Below are 21,726 nucleotides of genomic sequence, written 5' to 3'. Positions count from 1 at the left end.
TTATCGGCCTGCCTTGAAAACATTGATGTCGCGCATGCCGTTCAGGAAGTCCTTTGCCTGCATGCGCTTCTTGCCCGAGGCCTGCAACTTGTCTATCTGGAGCCAGAAGTCGGTGCAGGCGATATAGAGCTTCTTGTTTTCTGTCGTGATGGAACCTACTTCCATATCGGCTGACAGGTTTGTTTTCGTTGTCTTGAATATCTTTAAAGTGAAGGTTTCGCATCCCTCGTTGTCGGCGGGAAACAGGGTGGTCCAAGCTCCGGGATAGGGACTGAGGCCGCGGATGAAGTCGTAGACTTTCTTGGCAGGCAGATTCCAGTTAATCTGGCAGGTCTCCTTGAAAATCTTCGGGGCAACCTTTAGGTCGGCAGATTCCTCTTGCGGGATGCTTGGCACTTGGCCGTCGGTGGCAATCACCTTGTCTACAGTTTCTACGCACAGTTGTGCGCCAAGGTGCATCAGTCCGTCGTAGACATATTCCACATCGGCCTCGTCGGGAATCTCGAATGTCTTCCGGTCGATGATGCGACCCGTGTCGATGTCCTTGTCAAGGAAAAATGTGGTAACTCCCGTCTGCGTCTCACCGTTGATGACGGCCCAGTTGATGGGTGCGGCACCGCGATATTGGGGCAGCAGGGCGGCATGTACATTAAAGGTTCCGTATCGCGGCATGGCCCATACCACTTCGGGAAGCATCCGAAAGGCTACTACGATTTGCAAATCGGCATGGTAGCTTCTCAGCTCCTCGACGAAAGCCTCGTCCTTCATCTTGACGGGTTGCAATACGGGAAGTCCCTGCGACAGGGCATATTTCTTGACTTCCGAGGGTTGCAGGGTGTCCTGGTGTCGGCCAACGGGCTTGTCGGGCTGCGTTATGACGGCAACCACTTGGTAGCCGCCCTCGACAAGCTGCCGCAGCGACTCTACCGCAAACTCGGGCGTTCCCATAAAGATAATCCTTAAATCTTTCTTTTCCATTTATTTTACTACATATTTCTTATGCTGATAGATGTAGATTCCTTTTGGAAGACCGGAAAGGTTTGTCCCGACATATCGTCCGTCAAGGGTGTATATCTTGTCGTCCTTAGGCTTGCCTGTGGCCTTAATATCTTGTATTCCTGTCGGTGTAGGCTCTTTCAGGAAGTTGAAAGATATGGTTCCGTCAGTACTTTCCGTAATCTGATAGATAGGTTTTTTGATGGTTCCCCCGTTTACGGCGACGCTCTCAATCCGGGTTACATTGGATGTGCCGGGATAGGGGTCGCCCCGATGGCTGTTGTTGTATTCTTCCCTGCTGTACGGCTTTGTTGCGGTAGGTCCCGTCTCTGGATCATATACCCGGTAAGAAGTTATGAGCAGACCGTCGGCCGGAACGATGGTCAGACCGGGCTTGCCTGCGGTATTGTTGGGGTAATCGCCGATGTTGATGCTCCCTTTTTGATAGTCAACTCGATACACGAGCATCCCCTTTCCCAGCATTTTTGACCACCAGCCATTATTCTGGATGTTCTGCAGGATGAGGTATTCGGAGTTGTTCTCGATGCCGCTTGTAATCTTGTAGGCCTTGTGCTCTTCGTCGAAGGGCTGTAGCGAGTAATTCCCGGCGTCGCTTAACTCCGTGAGATTCATCCACCCCATGACCTCCATCTCCCACGGAGTATAGGGTGTGGGAGTATATCCGTTGTCTACATATTCACCTCCGTCCATCAGGTCCCAATACTCCAAAGCCTGGTTGTCTATCTGCGCAGCAGAGTTGCTTGGATAGAAATCGGGGAGCCCCAGGGTGTGAGAAAACTCGTGGCAGAATAGTCCGATGCCGTTGATTCGGTATCTCGGGCTTCCGGAGGGCACATAGTTTGCCCGATAGTTCAATTCGTTGTTGATGCCGTATCGTGCAACTTTTACCCCATCGTAGGTGCCGAATGAACCCGCGCCGGACTTTGGCCAGAGGTCGTTATCATCTCCTGAGACGCTTGCCCCGTAGCCAGCGTAGATGATATAGACCAAGTCTGCCAGGCCGTCATGGTTCTGATCATACTGCGAGAAGTCAACTCCCGCTGCGTCCGCTTGTGCACATGCATTGGCAATCATCTCTTGATAGTGTTGGTCGTCATGGCCTTTTCCATAATAGACGGAGGTCTCCGGCATGGTAAATACCCCCTTCACATCAAACTGGGGGGTAAACAAACCTTGGCTCATTTCATGGAAGTATTGCCTTACGCTTCCGTGGAGTCTGCTTTGGTTGATGTCGTTGTTTGCAGGGACGGGGTCCCCCGGCTGTGCGTTCAGATAGTACTTGAATGTCGCAATGGGGTCGGAAGTCGTGAATTTCACATCTTGGAACTCCACGAGCAGCACCAAGGCCTTGGGGCTTCCGGTATGAGGAAAATAGGGCGGGGTAGGTGTTCCGATGGGTATTGACCGGGTTTTTGCCTTGTTTTTGTTGCCTTCGACATTTCTGATAAAAAGACTTTTGTCTTGGGACGCTACCAAATCCTGCTCCGTGCGTTGCCGTATGTTCGCCTCGTGAGCAAGCTGTGAGGTGGCCGTTAGTGTTCCGTCCTTTGCGACGGAGGCAATGTAATAACCTTTTCCGACCTGTACCAGCAGCACTTCATCGGCTGTTGTTACCCAATTGAAGTATTCGTCTCCATGAAGGAAAATCGTCAATTGGGTTCCGTCTGCCTGCTGAACCTGAATCGGGGTGCTTATAGCCTTTGCACCCCAACTTGTTACCGTAATCAGGAGGAGTGTAAGGATTAGCAGCAAATTGTTTTTCCGTCTCATATTTTCTACATTGTCAATTTTAGTGGTACCTTACTTATGGATCCGCCCGAAGAAGTACTGGCCTTTCTTTCGAGTTCTGTTTCCGTATTCTATGGCATGGTGCGGACAGTGGTGATAGCAGGTGAAGCAACTCAGGCATGTCCCGTTGTGTTTCCATTGCGGTTCTTTTCCTAATCCTCCGATGATGTCATTTACCGGACAGACATCTGCACAGATTCCGCATTTCACGCATCTCTCGCTCTCTACATGGAAGGGTTTGTCGGTAATAAGGTGCTTCACGAAGAAGCCTCCTACGGGTCCGCTGAAGAATGCCGGGATAGGTCCTTTCACGGTTTTGGCGACTCCCTTTTCTTTTCCTTCTATGTCTTTTATAAAGTCGTTCAGGTTTTTCTCGGCCTTCTGCTTCTTTGCGATTTCCTTTTCTTGCGGGTCTACATCCATGAAGGGGAGGCCTACATACGCCTCGGGCATGATGAGCGAGAAGGCGGAATACAGTTCGATGCCTCTCTTCTGGAGGTCGCCGGTCAGAATTTCGGTAGCCTTTCCGATAGAGTCTCCTGCCGTCCAGAGCACATAGGTGTAATCTATGTCTCCCTCGATGACGAGCTCCTGGATAAACTTTCTCACCATCAAGGGAGGACGCCAGCCGTGGACAGGCAGTACAAAACCGAGTCTTTCGCCCTTCTCAAGGCTGAAACGGCAGTCTTTTTCCGTCATGTTGGGGATGTAGGTCAATTGCTCGCCGAGCTTATCAGCCAGAATCTTTGCAGCCCACCGAGTATTTCCCGTACCTGAAAAATAGAATATCATAATGCAAAGATACATATTTTTAGATACAATTCAAACAAATTCCCATAAAATCATGAAAAATATTTAACGGCGGGCTCTGTGATTTCACGAAAAGATTTGTACCTTTGCGTCTGTGGAGGTGAATGGCAAGATACAGCTCTACCCGATGATGCGAATTGTGGGTGCGCTCATTCTGGGGATTCTGATTGGCGACCGGTGGGGCGGTAGTCTGCCGTCGGTGGCATGGCTGGGCGTGATGATTGCCTTGCTGGTTATCGTGAATGTATCCCGTGAAAGGCCTGTTTCCCAAAGTATCACTTTGCTGCTTTCAACGATGATGTTTGGCATCTGGTCGCTGACGGAGGTGAGGAATGCCCGTGAAGTCGTGCTCCCCGAGCGAGAGATAGGATATGAGGCGGTGGTGATTAGCGAGCCCCAGATCAGGGGCAAGGTGCTTCGCTGCGATCTGCTGACCACTTCCACGCAAGAGCCCATCAAGGTGAAGGCCTCCATATTGCGAGATACCTTGACAAATGCGTGGGCAAAACTGAAGGTCGGCGATGGCATCATAGCCAAGTCGAAGTTAGAGGAGCCCTCCAATTTCTATTTCGATTCTAACTTTGACTATGCCCGCTGGCTGCGGGTGCATGGGTTTCAGGCACAGACTTTTATCTATTATGACAGTTGGGCACGCAGTCAGATTTCGCTTGCACGGCTATCTAATTTCCAGCGTGTGAAGATTGCCGCCTTGAAGTTCAGGCACAAGTTGACGGACAGACTGCGGCATTTGAATCTTGAAGAAGATAACCTCGCTTTGATATCCGCCATGGTTCTCGGTGATAAATCCATGATATCCAGTCGGATTAAGGAAGATTATTCAATTTCAGGAGGAAGTCATATCCTCGCTTTGAGCGGCCTCCATTTGGGCATTATATATGCTGTTTTGGTCTTGCTGATAACAAGCGTCGTGAAGTTGTTCCGTAAACCGACGGAGATTTATCAGCGATGGCCGGATGTGGTGGTGCAGTTGGTGTCGCTGACAGCCATATGGAGCTATGTGGTTTTGGTCGGCATGTCGGCAAGCGTGCTGCGGTCGGCAACGATGCTCACCATCTACGGCCTGATGAGCCTGCTCAATCGCGACAAGATGTCGCTGAATGCCTTGGCCACGGCAGCGGTCATCATGCTTGTCATTAATCCTTACATTTTGTGGGATGTGGGCTTCCAGATGTCGTTCATGGCCGTTCTGGGCATCCTGCTCATTTATCCCCGCCGGCACCTGAATTGGTTTGTCGGCATGATAGTAGTGTCTATTGCTGCCCAGATAGGGGTTGCACCGCTCATCATGCTCTATTTCGGCCGCTTCTCATGCTATTTCCTCCTGACCAATTTCATCGTCATTCCGTGTGCCACCTGTATTCTCTATGGTGCCGTCTTGCTGTTCGTCGCAACGCCGGTAGCCGCTGTCCAGACCTTTATAGCGAAGGGACTGGCACTGGTGGCAGGCTGGATGAACGCTGGGGTGGGGTGGATAGCCTCGCTGCCGGGAGCCTCGATAGACGGTATCCGCATCAACTGGGTGCAGGCATTGCTGATTTATGTGATGATGTTTTGCGCATATCGGATAATTTGTATAAATTTGCAGCGGAAATGATGCAACGCTATTTTATCTATCTTAGTTACGACGGCACTCGTTATCATGGCTGGCAGGTTCAGCCGAACGGGATTTCCGTGCAAGGGGAACTTCAGTCGTGTCTGTCTGTTTTGCTGCGTAAGCCGGTAGAGATAACGGGTGCCGGCCGTACGGATGCCGGCGTTCACGCCCGGATGATGGTGGCTCATTTCGATGTCGACGATGTTTTCGACGAGACCCAGCTTGTCTACAGGCTCAATCGGATGCTGCCCCGCGACATAGCGGTGGGCAGGATAGAGAAAGTGGCGTCCGACCTCCATGCCCGTTTCTCGGCCACCGCACGCACCTATTATTATTTCATCCATATCGGCCGCGACCCTTTTTTGCGCCACTATTCCTTGGAGATGCCCTATCAGCTTGACTTTGACAAGATGAGCGAGGCTGCCCGACAGCTGCTCACGGTGAAGGATTTCGGAGCCTTCTGCAAGGCAGGAGCCGATGTGAAGACCACCCTTTGCGATGTAACCAGGGCCCAATGGGAGTTGATGGAAGACGGCGATGTGAAGCGTTGGAGATTCGTAATAACGGCCAATCGGTTTCTTCGTAACATGGTGAGGGCTGTCGTGGGCACCCTTATAGATGTGGGCCGTGGGAAAATTTCGATAGGGGAATTCCGGCAGATCATTGCCTCGGGCAGTCGCTCCAGTGCGGGCGAGAGCATGCCAGGGCACGCCTTGTTCCTCTGGGATATAAAATATTGAGGATTACGAATATGTGGCTTGCCTTAGCTTTCGTCTCTGCGGCTTTGCTGGGTCTCTATGATGCCTGCAAGAAAAAATCGCTTAAGGGGAATGATGTGATTGCGGTTCTGTTTCTGAACACGCTCTTCTCGTCGTTGATATTCCTGCCTTTCATCCTGCTGTCGGCAAAAACGGGCGTGCTGGACCGCACGATTTTCCATGTCGGAAGCGGGGGATGGGAGATGCACAAGTACATTCTCCTGAAGAGCTGCATCGTGTTGAGCTCGTGGACCTTCGGCTATTTTGCCCTGAAGCATTTGCCGCTCACCATAGCCGGACCCATCAATGCCACCCGTCCCATGATGACTTTGGTGGGTGCCTTGCTGATTTTCGGCGAGGAGCTGAATGCCTGGCAGTGGGCAGGAGTCGTGCTCGCCATCCTCTCCTTCTATCTTCTAAGCCGGAGCGGAAAGAAGGAAGGCATCGACTTCAAGCACGATGTGTGGGTGTATTTCCTGCTGGCCGCCGCGGTTCTGGGAGCTTTGAGCGGACTTTATGACAAGTATCTGATGGCTTCGCCGGCAGACGGCGGGGTGGGATTGGACCGCATGGCCGTGCAAAGCTGGTATAATATCTATCAGATGGTGATGATGGGTGCGGTGCTGTTGGTCAGTCATAAGGGCCTCGGGCGCAAGTCTTCGGAGGTTCGGCAGTCGTGGGACGGATTTCATTGGGACTGGGCCATCGTGCTGATCAGCGTCTTTCTGAGTGCGGCCGACTTCGTTTATTTCTATGCGCTGAGCATTCCCGGCGCGATGATTTCCATCGTCTCGATGGTCAGGAGGTCGTCGGTGGTGGTCAGTTTCCTGATGGGGGCTCTCTTCTTTCACGAGAAGAACCTGCGCTCCAAGGCGTCCGACCTGGCCCTGGTGCTGCTCAGCATGCTCTTTCTCTGGATGGGAACCCGCTGAAAATAGATTCTATTAAATAATGTAGAAGTCTTGGAAGTCTTTCGGAAAATTTATATCTTTGCATGCAGAGACAGATAGAATGACTTTTTCATAAACATCACGATTATGGCACAGCATATATTCAAGGGACTTGGAATTGCACTGGTTACTCCATTCACATCCGATGGAGAAGTGGACTATGGAGCCTTGAAGCGGCTCGTAGAGTATCAGATTGACAACGGAGCCGACTTCTTCTGTATCCTTGCCACCACCGGAGAAGTGCCGTGTCTATCGAAGGAAGAAAAGGATAAGATTACGGAATTGGTGCGGGAAACCAACCAAGGGAGGCTCCCCATATTGAAATATTGCGGCGGAAACAACACTCGTGCCGTGATAGAGGAAATCCAGCAAACCGACTGGACGGGCATTGACGGTATCCTGAGTATCTGCCCGTACTATAACAAACCTTCCCAGGAGGGACTCTATCAGCATTTCAAGACTATAGCCGAGGTAAGTCCGCTTCCCCTCGTCCTCTATAATGTGCCGGGCCGGACGGGGGTGAACATGAAGCCGCAGACGCTTATCCGCCTTGCCAACGACTGCCCGAACATCGTCGGGGTGAAGGAAGCTTCCGGTTCTCTGGAGCAGGTGGATGAGATCATCAAGGGAAAGCCCGACCGCTTTGATGTCATCAGCGGCGACGACGCACTCACCTTCTCAATGGTGGCAAGCGGTGCCGTGGGCGTGATTTCGGTCATCGGCAACGCCCTTCCCAAGGAATTCTCGCGCATGATCCGACTGGAATTCAAGGGAGAATACGAGTCTGCCCGCAAGATTCACCACATGTTTACGGAGCTTTATAAGCTGCTGTTCGTCGACGGGAATCCCGCCGGCGTGAAGGCGTTGCTCAGCGATATGGGCTACATTGAGAATGTGCTTCGCCTGCCGTTGGTACCCACCCGAATAGAGATCAAGGACAAGATGGCCCGGATATTGAAAGATCTCCGCATATAGACGGCGGCCGTAGAGCTGCTGGTTTTCCCGAAAATGGAAATGCAAAGCTTGTAGTTTCTCATCTTGCCCCATAGATATTGTCTTCGTTTTCCTGTACCGTGTTCTGTATGGAGAATGCCGCCGGAGATGGCGCAGGGGATATTCCGGAATGGAAACAGCGGCACTTCGTTTGACAAAATCGCCGATTTTGTCCCGTGATTTCGCCGATTTTGTCGTTCAATCTCGCCGATTTTGTCAGCCTGTTTGCCGCTTACTGTTTTACCGGGAACGGCTGACGGTCGTCTTCCCGAACTTTCCGATGCAGCCTGCCAGGGGCCTCAAGCCATCCCGAAGAGAGTGGGCGTGAATAAAGCAAGGCAACAAAAAGGGCGGAACTCGTGGTTCCGCCCTAAATCTATGGCCGTAAAGTAATTAATAGTTTTCTGCACGGAGCTCGAAGAAACTCTGCGGGTGGAGGCATACGGGGCAAACCTTAGGTGCCTTGGGACCCACTACGATGTGTCCACAGTTGCGGCAAACCCAGATTCTGTCGCCGTCGCGAGAGAATACAACGCTGTCTTCGATGTTCTTCAAGAGCTTGCGATAGCGCTCCTCGTGATGCTTCTCGATGGCGGCTACGGCACGGAACTTGGCGGCAATTTCCTTGAAGCCTTCTTCCTCGGCGTCCTTGGCCATGCGGTCGTACATGTCGGTCCACTCGTAGTTCTCACCGTTGGCGGCAGCCTCGAGGTTGCTCATGGTGTCCTTGATTTCGCCGCCCTCGAGATACTTGAACCACAACTTGGCGTGCTCCTTCTCGTTGTTGGCAGTCTCTTCGAAGAGCGCAGCTATCTGCTCATAGCCGTCTTTCTTGGCCTTGCTTGCAAAATATGTGTACTTGTTTCGTGCCTGGCTCTCACCGGCAAAAGCCTCCTGGAGGTTCTTTTCAGTTTTTGTTCCTTTTAAATCTTTCATAATTTAGTTTGTTTATGTTTGGTATTTTGTATGCTGCAAAGTTATAAAGAATCTGTAAAAAATCCAAATATTTTATTGTAATAATTACAAATCAGGGCTAAATTGTGATTTCACCCGCCAGCGACATGGTCATCATCTTGCGGATGGTGGCATAGTCATCGTATCTGGCCTGGAGGTGCATCAGCTTGGCTATGGCGGCTTCTACGGTGCTGTCAAGCCCCGAAATGACCCCCGCATCCTGAAGTTGATAGCCAGTATCGTATCTCGACATCTCGACACTTCCCGATATGCACTGGCTGATATTGACGACGCACACGCCGCGGTTGCTTGCCTCCTTCAGCAGTTTGGTCATCCACGGAGCATGGGGGGCGTTGCCGCTGCCATAGGTTCTCATCACGATGCCTCGCAGTTCCGGCGCTTCGAGCACATGCTTCACGGCAGGCTCCTGTATCCCCGGGAACAAGGAGAACACGATGATGTTGCCGTCCATCTCGAAATGGGGAGTCATCGGCTTAGAGAAATCCGGTTTCAGAATGTGGTGCCTGTAGAAGGTGAAGTTTACGCCGGACTCGCACAAATGCGGATAGTTGAAGGAGTCGAAGGCGTCGAAGCCATCGGCATTCTGCTTGGTTGACCGATTCCCTCGGAGGAGTGCGCCGTTAAAATAGATGCACACTTCAGGGACGATTGGAGTTCCATCGGGGTTGTGCTGTGAGGCAAGCTCGATGCTGGTCAGGAGATTCTCCTTGCCGTCCGTGCGCAGCTGCCCTAACGGGAGTTGGCTTCCGGTGAGGATAACAGGCTTCGTCAGGTTCTCCAGCATGAACGAGAGAGCCGATGCCGTATAGGCCATCGTGTCGGTTCCATGGAGAATCACGAACCCGTCATAGAGCTCATATCGCTCCGAAATGATTCGTACGAGCTGTGCCCACAGTTCCGGATTCATATCACTCGAGTCGATGATGGGCTCAAACTGATAGACATCTATGCCGGTTCTGATGTAGTGGAATTCTGGTAGAAGCTTTACCAAATGGGTGAGATCCAATGGCTCTAATGCGCCGGTCTCGGGATTGCGCCCCATGCCAATGGTACCTCCCGTGTATATCAGAAGGACTTTCTCGGTTCTTTTCATATTAGCCTTTGTGTCGTATTTTGCCGCAAATATAGGCCAAAAAACTCACAAATCCAAAATTTTTAGTATATTTGCACACGAAAACGCTTAAAAAATCAAATACATCATGAAACAGTTTATGGATAAAGACTTCCTGTTAGATACGGAGACCGCCAGAGACCTCTATCACAACCATGCCGCAAAGATGCCGATTATCGACTACCATTGCCATCTGGATCCGCGGATGGTGGCCGAGGATCATCGCTTTAAGAACATCACGGAGCTTTGGCTTGGAGGCGATCATTACAAGTGGAGAGCCATGAGAAGTAATGGTGTTGACGAAAGATATATAACAGGGGAGGCGTCCGACTGGGAGAAATTTGAGAAGTGGGCAGAGACCGTTCCCTATTTATATAGGAACCCTTTATATCATTGGACGCACCTTGAGCTGCGCACCGCATTTGATATTCAGAAGTTGCTGATGCCGGAAACTGCCCGTGAAATCTATGATGAATGCAACGAGAAGCTGCAACTGCCAGAATTCTCGGCACGGGGATTGATGCGCAAATATAATGTGAAATGTGTCTGTACGACAGACGATCCCATAGATGACCTTCGTTGGCACAAGGCTACCCGGGACAGCGAATTTGAAATCAAGATGTTGCCGGCATGGCGTCCCGACAAGGCGATGGATATAGACAAAATAGGATTTAATGACTATATCAATAAACTTTCGGAGGCCTCTGATACTAACATTGTTACATTTAAAGACCTGATGGATGCTTTGCAGAAGAGGCACGACTTCTTCGGAGAGAATGGATGCAGACTCTCCGATCATGGCATAGAGATGTTCTACGATGAGTTTTATTCAGATTCACAGGTGGAGACCATTTTCTCCAAGGCCATGCGGGGCATGCAGTTGAGTGCCCAGGAGATACACCAATACAAGAAGAGCTTCCTTGCCCTGAATGCAGAAATGGATGCCGATGCAGACTGGACGCAGCAGTATCATTATGGTCCGATGCGTAACAATAACCAGAAAATGTTCAAGCAGCTTGGCCCGGACACGGGTTTTGACTCGATAGGAGAATACGAGACGGCCTTGGCGATGAGCCATTTCTTCAGCTATCTGAGTTCGGAAGGCAAACTGACCAGGACAATCATCTACACCTTAAATCCCAACGCCAATGAAATGGTGGCGTCCATGATCGGTAATTTCCAAGATGGAAGTGAACCCGGGAAGATGCAGTTTGGGGCGGGGTGGTGGTTTAACGACAACCTGGATGGCATGCGCAGGCAGATGGAGGCCCTTTCCAATCTTGGGCTGTTGTCTCGTTTCGTCGGTATGCTTACGGATTCCCGTTCGTTCCTAAGCTATCCCCGTCATGAGTATTTTAGGAGATTGTTGTGTAATATTCTTGGGAGTGATGTTGAAAATGGTCTGTTGCCTGCAGACGGGAAGCCACTTTATCGTATGGTTGAAGACATTAGTTATAATAATGCCTATCGCTATTTCAGATTTTTTGATTTCTGAGATTTTTATTAATTAATTAGCTAAATCTTTGCGACTTTCAAAAAATAGTATTAAATTTGCTTTGTTTTTATTGACACACGAAATTTTATAATATGAAAAAAATCCTAATCCCATTCATCGCATTGCTGATGATTGCGCTTGTCGGAAGTTGTGCAGGCAGTAAGAAAGTGGCTTATTTCCAGAATATTGACTCTATCAGTCTTGCTGCTTCGAGAGGCCTGTATGATGCAAAAATCATGCCAAAGGATATGCTTACCATCACGGTAAACACCTTGACTCCAGAAGCTGCGGCTCCGTTTAACCTGGCAGTATCTAATAGTATTGGCTCCAGGGGACAGCTGAACGGTGGCTCCGGTTCCCTCCAAGGTTACCTGGTTGATAATGACGGATATATTAATTTCCCGGTTGTGGGGAAGTTGCATGTTGCCGGTTTGACGAAGAACGAATGTCAAGACTTGGTTGCGAGCAAGATAGCACCTTATCTTGCAAAGACGGAAAACCCGATTGTTACGGTTCGTATGTCCAGTTATCATGTTACGGTCATGGGTGAGGTTGCATCACCTAAGGTTGTCCAGGTAGAGACGGAGAAAATGAGTGTTCTCGAGGCTATTGCCCAGGCTGGAGACTTGACCATCTATGGTAAGCGTAATAACATCATTCTGATTCGTGAGGATGCTAATGGTGAGAAGACCGCACACCGTCTGAACTTGAATGATGCGCATATCATAAATTCACCTTATTATTATTTACAGCAGAATGATGTGATATATGTGGAGCCAAACAAGGTTAAAGCCAAAAACTCAGGAATCGGGCAGTCGACGACCATCTGGTTCTCGCTTGTAAGTATCGTAATCTCGGTAGCCTCCTTTATAACGAACATCGTGAGGAACTAAAGAACCGGAAAATGAAGAATGATAATGACTCGAAACATTACATTCTTCATTTTTTTCTTTTGAGGGAAAGCGTAAATAATTTCGTAATCGTTAGTAGAAATAAAGGAAATAAGAATTGGAACCACTAAAACATGAATGTGGGATAGCACTTATAAGATTGCTTAAGCCATTGGAATATTACCATCAGAAGTATGGTACATGGATGTATGCGCTTAATAAACTCTATCTCATGATGGAGAAAGAACACAATCGCGGACAGGAGGGGGCAGGCATAGCCTGCGTGAAATTGGGGGCGCAGCCTGGTAATGAATATATGTTCCGGGAGCGTGCAGAAGGGAAGGACGCCATACAGAACATATTTTCCAGTGTCTATTCCCAGTATAAGGATTTCTCACAAGAGCGGTTGAATGATATCGAATATGTCAAAGAGAACCTGCCTTTTGCCGGAGAACTGTATATGGGGCACTTGAGATATTCTACGACGGGAAAGAAGGGTATACGATTTGTTCATCCTTTTCTCCGTCGAAATAATTGGAAAGCCAAGAATCTCTGCCTTTGCGGCAACTTCAATATGACTAATATTGAAGAGGTTTTTGAACGGCTTACCCGACAAGGACAATTTCCTCGCATCTATAGCGACAGCTATATTATGCTCGAATTAATGGGGCACAGGCTTGACAGGGAAGTAGAAAGAAACTTTGTTGAGGCGCAGGAGAGAGGATTAAAGGATACAGAGATCACACATTATATAGAAGACCATGTGGAAATGGCCAATGTCCTCAAGACATCTATGGAAAACTTTGATGGAGGATATGTGGTGTGTGGCCTTACCGGTTCGGGTGAGATGTTTTCCATCCGGGATCCGTGGGCAATTCGTCCGGCCTATTATTATAGGAATGATGAAATCGTTGTTGTTGCTTCCGAGAGACCGGTATTGCAGACTACATTCGAGCTGGAATGCGAAGATATACAGGAACTTCGCCCCGGCTGTGCCTTATTGGTAAAGCGTAGCGGGGAATGTGAGGTGAAACAGATTCTTGACCAGAAAGGGGATTCCGCATGTTCCTTTGAGCGGATTTACTTTTCTCGAGGTTCGGACAAAGATATTTATCTGGAGCGTAAAAAATTGGGTGAGCAACTAACCCAGCTGGTTTTGGCGTCTGTAGACAATGATACGGAGCACACGGTATTATCTTTCGTTCCCAATACGGCAGAGGTTGCCTTCTATGGGCTTTTAGAAGGTTTCCGTAAGTTTGTGCACGAAAAGAAGATTCAGGCGATTTTAGATTTAGGACATACTCCTACTCATGAGGAACTGGATAAAATACTAAGTCTCTCCGTGAGAAGTGAAAAGGTCGCATGGAAAGACATCAAGCTTCGCACCTTTATCACGGAAAGTAAATCGCGGAACGATCTCGCTTCCCATGTGTATGATATAACATATGGAAGCATAGAACCTTATATGGATAACCTTGTGATCATAGATGACAGTATTGTCCGCGGTACAACCTTGAAGGAGAGCATTATCCGCATTCTCGACAGGTTGCATCCTAAGAAGATTGTAGTAGTGAGTAGCGCTCCTCAGATTCGATATCCTGATTATTATGGAATCGATATGCCTCGGTTAGAGGAGTTTTGTGCATTCAGGGCAACTATGGAATTATTAAAGGAGAGGGGGCTATATCAGTTGATAGATGATACCTACCACAATTGTCAGCAAGAACTTTTGAAGCCAAAGAGCGAAATGCGCAATTGTGTACGGGATGTCTATAGACCATTTAGCATAGAAGATATTAATAAGAAAATTGTGGAGATGCTGCGACCCGCCGATGTAACGACACCAATAGACCTTGTCTTCCAGTCTGTTGAAGGCTTGCATAAGGCAATACCTGAACATAAGGGTGATTGGTATTTCACAGGGAAATATCCTACTCCCGGAGGAACAAAGCTTTGTAATCAAGCTTTTGTTAATTATATGGAGAGGGTTTATCAATACGAACAAAAATTCTGATTATAATGAGAAATGTAACTTTACTGTTATCGGATGGCACGAAATTTCATGGGAAATCATTTGGGTATGAAACCCCAGTAGCTGGAGAAGTGGTGTTTAATACAGCGATGATGGGCTATCCCGAAAGCCTTACCGATCCGTCTTATGCAGGCCAGTTGTTGACGCTGACATTCCCATTGGTGGGTAATTATGGAGTTCCCCCTTGCATGACAGAATCTAACGGACTTCCATCTTTTATGGAAAGTGATAAGATTTATGCATCGGCTCTTATAGTTTCAGATTATAGTGAGCAGTATTCTCATTGGAATGCGGTAGAAAGTCTTGCAGCCTGGTTGAAGCGTGAACATGTGCCAGGCATTACTGGTATTGATACCCGAGAGCTTACGAAGGTCCTTCGGGAACACGGTGTAATGATGGGACAAATCCTGTTTGATGACGATCCGGGTAATATTCCGCTAGCTGATTATGAAGGAGTGAACTTTGTCGATAGGGTGAGTTGTAAGTCTGTCATCAGATATAATGAAGGAGTAGGAAGGAAAGTTGTATTGGTAGATTGTGGTGTTAAGGCAAATATAATCCGTGAACTGGTTAATCGAAATATGGAAGTAATCAGGGTTCCTTGGAACTATGATTACACAGACATGGACTTCGATGGGCTTTTTCTGGCTAATGGGCCTGGTGATCCTGATACTTGTGAGGATGCGGTAAAGATTATACGAAAGCAGATGGGACTTTCCCGAAAGCCTATTTGTGGAATTTGCATGGGCAACCAATTGTTAGGGAAGGCATCGGGAGCCGTTATTTATAAATTGAAGTATGGCCATCGTTCTCATAATCAGCCAGTCCGTTTAGTAGGTACAGAAAAGTGCTATATAACTTCCCAGAATCATGGTTACGCTTTGGACGCAACTACTTTAGGACGGGACTGGCAAGAACTTTTCGTCAATATGAACGACGGCAGCAATGAGGGTATCCGCCATAAGAAATATCCGTGGTTTTCCAGCCAGTTTCATCCGGAAGCATGTTCCGGTCCATTAGATACGGAGTTTATGTTTGATAAGTTTGTGGAAGCATTAAAGTAAAACATCATGAGGAACGAAAATATAAAGAAGGTATTATTGCTTGGTTCGGGGGCGTTGAAGATTGGGGAAGCAGGCGAGTTCGACTACTCTGGCTCACAGGCTCTGAAAGCTTTGCGGGAAGAAGGCGTAATTACTGTGCTTATTAATCCGAATATTGCTACAGTACAGACCTCGGAAGGTGTTGCTGACCAGATATATTTCCTGCCGGTGCAGCCATACTTTGTTGAAAAGATTATCGAGAAAGAAAGGCCGGATGGTATATTACTTAGTTTTGGCGGTCAGACGGCACTTAATTGTGGGGTAGAGCTTTATAAGAGCGGTGTGCTTCAGAAATACAATGTGCAAGTTCTGGGAACTCCAGTTCAGGCCATAATCGATACCGAAGACCGAGAACTTTTTGTAAAGAAGCTGGACGAGATAGATGTAAAAACCATCAATAGTGAGGCTTGTGAGAGTATTGAGCAAACTCGTAAGGCGGCCTCGGAACTGGGTTATCCTGTCATTATTCGTGCCGCTTATGCCTTGGGTGGACTTGGAAGTGGATTTGCGGATAATGAAGAAGAACTTGATAAGCTTGCCGAGAAGGCATTCTCATTCTCGCCGCAAGTTCTAGTAGAGAAAAGCCTGAAGGGTTGGAAAGAGATAGAATATGAGGTTGTGCGGGACAGATATGATAATTGTATTACGGTATGTAACATGGAGAATTTCGATCCGCTTGGCATCCATACGGGCGAGTCGATAGTCGTAGCCCCGTCCCAGACACTTAGCAACAGCGAATACCATAAGCTGCGTGCGTTATCTATCAAGATTATCCGGCACATTGGGATTGTCGGTGAATGTAATGTGCAGTATGCTTTTGACCCAAAGAGCGAAGATTACCGCGTAATAGAGGTGAATGCCCGTTTGAGCCGTTCTTCCGCATTAGCATCGAAAGCTACGGGTTATCCATTGGCTTTTGTCGCGGCAAAGCTCGGTATGGGATATGGACTTTTTGAATTGAAGAATACCGTAACAAAGACAACGAGTGCATTCTTCGAGCCTGCCCTCGATTATGTTGTGTGCAAGATTCCGCGATGGGACCTTTCTAAGTTCCGTGGCGTAGACAAGGAATTGGGTTCAAGCATGAAGTCCGTGGGAGAGGTGATGGCTATTGGCCGCACTTTTGAGGAGGCCATACAGAAGGGGCTTCGTATGATAGGCCAAGGCATGCACGGCTTCGTTGAGAACAAGGAACTTGAGATAGATGATATAGACGCCGCTTTACAAGAACCTACGGACAAGCGTGTTTTCGTGATTTCCAAGGCAATGCACAGAGGTTATACCGTTGATCAGATACATGATTTGACCAAGATAGACAAGTGGTTCCTTGAGAAATTGAAGCGAATAATCGATATTGATGAAACTTTGAAGAGATATAATATCAACACGCTTGACAAGGAACTGTTGCGCAAGGCAAAGGTCTATGGTTTTACAGATTTCCAGATAGCCCGTGCCGTAGGACTGGAACATGAGATCGGAAACATGCACAAGGCTGCTTTGGTTGTCCGTAATCTGCGTAAGAACTATGCTATTCTGCCAGTCGTAAAGCAGATTGATACGCTCGCTGCGGAGTATCCGGCACAGACCAACTATCTCTATGTTACCTATTCTGGCGTTGCTTCGGACATTGATTTCTATAATGACAAACGCTCGGTCATCGTCTTGGGCTCTGGCGCTTACCGCATCGGGAGTTCCGTTGAATTTGACTGGTGCGGAGTTCAGGCTTTGAACACGATACGCAAAGAAGGCTATCGCTCCATCATGATCAACTATAATCCAGAGACGGTATCTACTGATTATGATATGTGCGACCGCCTTTACTTTGATGAACTCACCTTCGAGCGTGTCATGGATATTATAGATTTGGAGAATCCGCACGGTGTAATCGTATCTACGGGAGGGCAGATTCCCAACAATCTGGCATTGTGGCTTGATGCTGCAAATGTACCTATATTGGGTACGGCCGCCAAGGATATTGACCATGCAGAAGACCGGGCAAAATTCTCAGCCATGCTTACTGACCGCGGAATCAACCAACCGGAGTGGAGCGCCCTGATGAGCATGAGTGATATTGATGAGTTTGTCAATCGGGTAGGCTTCCCTGTTTTGGTGCGCCCATCGTATGTGCTCTCTGGTGCTGCCATGAATGTCTGCTCCAATGAGGATGAATTGCATCGTTTCTTGCAACTTGCAGCTAATGTGAGTGAAGACCATCCCGTCGTGGTATCGAAGTTTATTGAGAATGCGAAGGAGATAGAGATGGATGCCGTTGCGCGTAACGGGGAAATCCTGGCGTATGCGATTAGCGAGCATATTGAGTTTGCCGGAGTGCATTCCGGCGATGCCACGATTCAGTTCCCGCCACAGAAAATCTATGTGGAAACAGTAAGGCGCATCAAGCGCGTGAGCCGTGAGATAGCCTCTGCACTCCACATCAACGGACCTTTCAACATCCAGTTTATGGCTCGCGAGAACGATATTCTGGTGATAGAATGCAACTTGCGGGCGTCTCGCTCTTTCCCGTTTGTGAGCAAAGTGCTCAAGCTTAATCTCATTGAGCTTGCCACAAAGGTGATGTTAGGTATCCCTGTAACGAAACCTAACAAGAATCTTTTCGACCTTGACTATGTTGGAATCAAGGCAAGTCAGTTCTCTTTTAACCGCTTACAAAAGGCGGATCCGGTCTTAGGAGTAGACATGAGCTCTACAGGTGAAGTCGGATGCCTCGGTGATGATACAAACCAGGCATTGTTGAAGTCAATGCTAAGCGTCGGACATCGCATCCCTAAGCACACGGTACTTCTCTCTACGGGAGGGGCAAAGCAAAAGGCGGAAATGCTGGATGCTGCACGCAAGCTGAAACTTCAGGGGTATGAGCTTTATGCTACCGGAGGAACATCAAAGTATCTTGCGGAGAACGGGGTGGAGAACACTCGTGTTTATTGGCCTTCTGACGAAGGCTTGGAGCCGCAGGCACTTACCTTGATGCATGAGCACAAGATTGATATGGTGGTAAATATACCTAAGGATCTTACGCCACATGAGTTGACCAATGGCTACAAGATTCGCCGTACGGCCATAGATTTGAACATTCCATTGATAACCAATAGCCGTCTGGCCAGTGCTTTCATCAATGCTTTCTGCACCTTGAAGCCCGAAGACATCGATATCAAGGCTTGGGGAGAATACTAAAGGTTTTATAGTTTTACAAGCAATACCCCCTGAATGAATTGCTCATTCAGGGGGTATTGCATTCATGAATATTGAATCGTTGCAAATGAAAAACCGCTCAAGGCTAAGCCTCGAGCGGTCGTTTCTCTCATTTTTCAGTTCGAGCTTACTCAGCAACAGCTGCAGTATCAACAGCTGCGGTATCAGCAACAGTTGTATCAACTACTGCGGTATCAGAATCAGCTGTCTCTGTAGGAGCAGCGGTTTTGTTACCACAAGATGCGAAAGAGATAGCTGCAATAGCTACGAACATTAAAACCAATTTCTTCATTTTCTTTGCTTTTTAAATCTGTAAAACAACTATTATGTTTATTAAAACGATGCAAAGGTAACTATTTTTTTCATACGGCGTTCATTTTTTTGAGACTTTTTTTCCTGGTTTATGTAACTTTTTTGTAACGCATTGGTTATCAAAGAGTTCCAATCTGCTAATAAAAGTTAAACATTTTGTGCTCGTAAACAAAGGCTTGAATTTACTAAAAAACTGCTCCCTGTATGTTGGCATATCTAATCTTTTTACTACCTTTGCATCTGTAATTAAATAAGGTATGATAGATTCGTCTGCGTTTCAAGGAAAAACTGCAGCTTACTATACACTGGGGTGCAAGCTCAATTTCTCGGAAACATCCACATTTGGCAAGCTGCTCTCGGATATGGGGGTTCATACGGCCGGAAAAGGAGAAAGGGCAGATATATGCCTGATCAACACATGTTCGGTAACGGAAGTGGCCGACCGCAAGTGCCGTCAGGCCATCCGGCGGATGGCGAAGGAAAATCCGGGAGCCTTTGTTGTCGTAACAGGATGCTATGCTCAGCTGGAATCCGACAAGGTTGCTGCAATAGATGGGGTAGACTTGGTCCTTGGGAGTAATGAGAAGGCAAACCTGATACAGTATCTTTCTGATGCATGGACCTCTGGCAGACCTGTCGAGGAGCATCTCCATCGCTCTTATTCCGTGAAGACCAAGGATATCCGGACTTTCCAGCCCTCTTGCTCTCGGGGAAACCGGACCCGCTATTTCCTGAAGGTTCAGGACGGGTGCAGTTATTTCTGCACCTACTGCACGATCCCCTATGCGCGTGGATTCTCAAGGAATCCATCTATTGCGTCTTTGGTGGAGCAGGCCGAACAGGCCGCCCGAGAGGGAGGAAAGGAAGTTGTCCTTACGGGCGTGAACATCGGCGACTTCGGCAAAACGACTCACGAGCGATTCATCGACCTTGTCAAAGCCCTGGATGGGGTGGAGGGAATTCACCGCTTTCGTATCTCCAGTCTGGAGCCTGACCTGCTGGACGACGAGTTGATAGAATACTGTGCCCATAGCCGTGCTTTCATGCCGCACTTCCATATACCGTTGCAGAGCGGCTCAGACCATGTTCTGAAGCTTATGCATCGCCGTTATGACACGGCATTGTTTGCCCATAAAGTTCATCTTATCAAGCAGCTGATGCCCGATGCCTTCATAGGAGTCGATGTCATGGTAGGATGCAGGGGTGAGCATCAGGAGCATTTCGAGGAGTGCTATGAGTTTCTGAAAGGGCTGGATATAACCCAGTTGCATGTGTTTCCGTATTCCGAGCGGCCGGGCACATCGGCTCTCTCCATCCCCTATGTGGTCAGCGAGCAAGACAAGAAAGTGCGCTCTCATCGCCTTCTCGAGTTGAGCGACGAGAAGACGCATGCCTTTTATGCAACCCGCATCGGCCGGCAGGCGGAGGTGCTTTTTGAGAAGGCAGCAAGGGGAAAGGCCATGCATGGCTTTACGAAAAACTATATCCGCGTGGAGCTTTCGCCGCGAGATGCTCGCGAGGAATTTGATAATCAGTTGGTTGTGGTGCGTCTTGGCGACTTCAATCACGACAAGACTGCCTTGAAGGCGATATTGGAATGAAAGTTGCGATTGTCATATTGAATTGGAACGGGCAGAAGATGTTGGCCAGATATTTTGCCAATGTGCTTGAGTATTCCCGTGATGAGGCCACGGTCATCGTGGCCGATAATGCGTCTACGGATGACTCCATGAATTTCCTGAAAGAGCAATTCCCGCAGCTCCAGACCATTATTCTCGATAAGAACTATGGTTTTGCTGAGGGCTACAACAGGGCGTTAGCCCAAGTGGAGGCAGAGTATTATCTGCTTTTGAATTCCGATGTAGAAGTTACCCGTCATTGGCTGACCCCGCTTCTGGGGTTCATGGATGCCCATCCTGAGGCTGCCGCATGTCAGCCGAAGCTTCTCTCCATGGCCGACAGAGGCCGTTTTGAGTATGCCGGAGCTTGTGGAGGGTTTCTTGATAGGTTGGGTTATCCGTTCTGTAGAGGTCGAATCTTCGATACGGTGGAATCTGACAACGGGCAATATGACGGTTGCATGGAAATCATGTGGGCCACCGGTGCCTGCCTGATGATTCGCAGTAAGGATTATTGGGATGCCGGAGCGCTCGACGGGCGCTTCTTTGCCCACAACGAGGAGATAGACCTTTGCTGGCGGCTCCGTCTTTTGGGGCGGAAGATTTACTGCATTCCGGAAAGTGAGGTGTACCATGTAGGAGGAGGAACTTTGCCTAAGGGAAACCCTATGAAGACCTTCCTGAACTTTCGCAACAATCTGACAATGCTTTATAAGAATCTTCCCGATGACGAACTTCGCCCCGTGATGCGCTGGCGTTGGTTTCTTGATTATCTGGCAGCATTTGAGACGCTTGTCCTGAATCATAATTTCGCAGACTTCAAGGCCATATTCAAGGCAAGGCGGGCGTTCAAGAAATGGCTGCCCGACTTTAAGGCTGACAGGGAGCAGATCCAGCAGACAAGGGTGCCGGGGAATATCCGGGAGCGAAGGCCTTACAGCATTCTCTGGCAATATTATTGGAAGAAACGCAGGAGGTTTTCCGACTTGGAGACCACATGAAGATTAATTTTCGTGTTGCCTATGCAATATTTCCGAATAGAGACGGT

Annotated in this window: 17 protein-coding genes; 11 read left to right on the top strand and 6 right to left on the bottom strand. The window is 48.4% G+C overall.

What is annotated here, in order from left to right; all coding sequences use genetic code 11:
- The 3 genes from fmt to BM114_RS03750 are packed head-to-tail and all read right to left on the bottom strand — an operon-like array spanning position 1 to position 3,597.
- Entirely contained in the window at positions 1-978 is a 978-nt protein-coding gene (gene fmt, locus BM114_RS03760; protein ID WP_092110562.1) for a methionyl-tRNA formyltransferase, read from the bottom strand.
- Positions 979-2,787 (bottom strand): M6 family metalloprotease domain-containing protein, encoded by a 1,809-nt coding sequence (locus BM114_RS03755; protein WP_092110560.1) that lies wholly within the window; start codon positions 2,785-2,787, stop codon positions 979-981.
- Positions 2,788-2,817: 30 nt separating this feature from the next.
- Entirely contained in the window at positions 2,818-3,597 is a 780-nt protein-coding gene (locus tag BM114_RS03750) for an EFR1 family ferrodoxin (protein ID WP_092110558.1), read from the bottom strand.
- A 118-nt stretch (positions 3,598-3,715) separates the two neighbouring features.
- Here BM114_RS03750 and BM114_RS03745 point away from each other — a divergent pair, with 118 nt between their 5' ends.
- From BM114_RS03745 to dapA, 4 genes are all read left to right on the top strand, one after another.
- The gene (locus BM114_RS03745; RefSeq protein WP_143089242.1) at positions 3,716-5,230 is read left to right on the top strand and encodes a ComEC/Rec2 family competence protein; all 1,515 of its coding nucleotides are present in this window, start codon (positions 3,716-3,718) and stop codon (positions 5,228-5,230) included.
- Positions 5,230-5,970 carry a tRNA pseudouridine(38-40) synthase TruA gene (truA, locus tag BM114_RS03740; RefSeq protein ID WP_092110632.1) on the top strand — a complete coding sequence of 247 codons (741 nt, stop codon included), beginning with the start codon at positions 5,230-5,232 and terminating at the stop codon, positions 5,968-5,970. Before BM114_RS03745 ends, truA begins: the two co-directional genes overlap by 1 nt.
- A gap of 11 nt (positions 5,971-5,981) precedes the next feature.
- The gene (locus BM114_RS03735; RefSeq protein WP_092110553.1) at positions 5,982-6,920 is read left to right on the top strand and encodes a DMT family transporter; all 939 of its coding nucleotides are present in this window, start codon (positions 5,982-5,984) and stop codon (positions 6,918-6,920) included.
- 105 nt (positions 6,921-7,025) lie between these two features.
- Positions 7,026-7,913: a 4-hydroxy-tetrahydrodipicolinate synthase gene (gene dapA / locus BM114_RS03730; protein ID WP_092110551.1), complete on the top strand. Its 888-nt coding sequence runs from the start codon at positions 7,026-7,028 to the stop codon at positions 7,911-7,913.
- A gap of 411 nt (positions 7,914-8,324) precedes the next feature.
- Here the strand turns inward: dapA and rbr are convergent, their stop codons facing one another.
- Together rbr and BM114_RS03720 are read right to left on the bottom strand one after the other, a co-directional pair.
- Positions 8,325-8,867 carry a rubrerythrin gene (rbr, locus tag BM114_RS03725; RefSeq protein WP_092110549.1) on the bottom strand — a complete coding sequence of 181 codons (543 nt, stop codon included), beginning with the start codon at positions 8,865-8,867 and terminating at the stop codon, positions 8,325-8,327.
- Between the two features lie 97 nt (positions 8,868-8,964).
- The gene (locus BM114_RS03720; RefSeq protein WP_092110544.1) at positions 8,965-9,999 is read right to left on the bottom strand and encodes a type I asparaginase; all 1,035 of its coding nucleotides are present in this window, start codon (positions 9,997-9,999) and stop codon (positions 8,965-8,967) included.
- 106 nt (positions 10,000-10,105) lie between these two features.
- Between BM114_RS03720 and uxaC the strand changes: the two genes are divergently transcribed.
- The 5 genes from uxaC (at position 10,106) to carB (ending at position 18,729) form a co-directional block, all read left to right on the top strand.
- Positions 10,106-11,512 (top strand): glucuronate isomerase, encoded by a 1,407-nt coding sequence (gene uxaC, locus BM114_RS03715; protein WP_092110542.1) that lies wholly within the window; start codon positions 10,106-10,108, stop codon positions 11,510-11,512.
- Positions 11,513-11,604: 92 nt separating this feature from the next.
- On the top strand, positions 11,605-12,405 hold the full coding sequence (locus BM114_RS03710) for a polysaccharide biosynthesis/export family protein (protein ID WP_092110540.1): 801 nt from the start codon (positions 11,605-11,607) through the stop codon (positions 12,403-12,405).
- A 115-nt stretch (positions 12,406-12,520) separates the two neighbouring features.
- On the top strand, positions 12,521-14,416 hold the full coding sequence (locus BM114_RS03705; protein WP_092110537.1) for an amidophosphoribosyltransferase: 1,896 nt from the start codon (positions 12,521-12,523) through the stop codon (positions 14,414-14,416).
- 5 nt (positions 14,417-14,421) lie between these two features.
- Positions 14,422-15,498: a glutamine-hydrolyzing carbamoyl-phosphate synthase small subunit gene (gene carA / locus BM114_RS03700; protein WP_092110535.1), complete on the top strand. Its 1,077-nt coding sequence runs from the start codon at positions 14,422-14,424 to the stop codon at positions 15,496-15,498.
- 6 nt (positions 15,499-15,504) lie between these two features.
- Positions 15,505-18,729: a carbamoyl-phosphate synthase (glutamine-hydrolyzing) large subunit gene (carB, locus tag BM114_RS03695; RefSeq protein ID WP_092110533.1), complete on the top strand. Its 3,225-nt coding sequence runs from the start codon at positions 15,505-15,507 to the stop codon at positions 18,727-18,729.
- 145 nt (positions 18,730-18,874) lie between these two features.
- On the opposite strand, the gene BM114_RS14280 is transcribed toward carB, so the two are convergent.
- Positions 18,875-19,039 carry a PG1828 family lipoprotein gene (locus BM114_RS14280; RefSeq protein ID WP_177207037.1) on the bottom strand — a complete coding sequence of 55 codons (165 nt, stop codon included), beginning with the start codon at positions 19,037-19,039 and terminating at the stop codon, positions 18,875-18,877.
- 277 nt (positions 19,040-19,316) lie between these two features.
- On the opposite strand from BM114_RS14280, the gene mtaB reads away from it, so the two are divergent.
- Positions 19,317-20,660: a tRNA (N(6)-L-threonylcarbamoyladenosine(37)-C(2))-methylthiotransferase MtaB gene (mtaB, locus tag BM114_RS03690; protein WP_092110531.1), complete on the top strand. Its 1,344-nt coding sequence runs from the start codon at positions 19,317-19,319 to the stop codon at positions 20,658-20,660.
- Positions 20,657-21,679, top strand: coding sequence for a glycosyltransferase family 2 protein (locus BM114_RS03685; protein ID WP_092110529.1), 1,023 nt, complete (start codon positions 20,657-20,659; stop codon positions 21,677-21,679). The genes mtaB and BM114_RS03685 overlap by 4 nt, the downstream gene beginning before the upstream one ends.
- Positions 21,680-21,726: the final 47 nt, after the last annotated feature.

Source organism: Prevotella sp. KH2C16 (assembly GCF_900113305.1).
Lineage (GTDB): Bacteria > Bacteroidota > Bacteroidia > Bacteroidales > Bacteroidaceae > Prevotella.
Note: the sequence above shows the minus strand (reverse complement) of the source record. Positions and strands in the feature narration are given on the sequence as shown.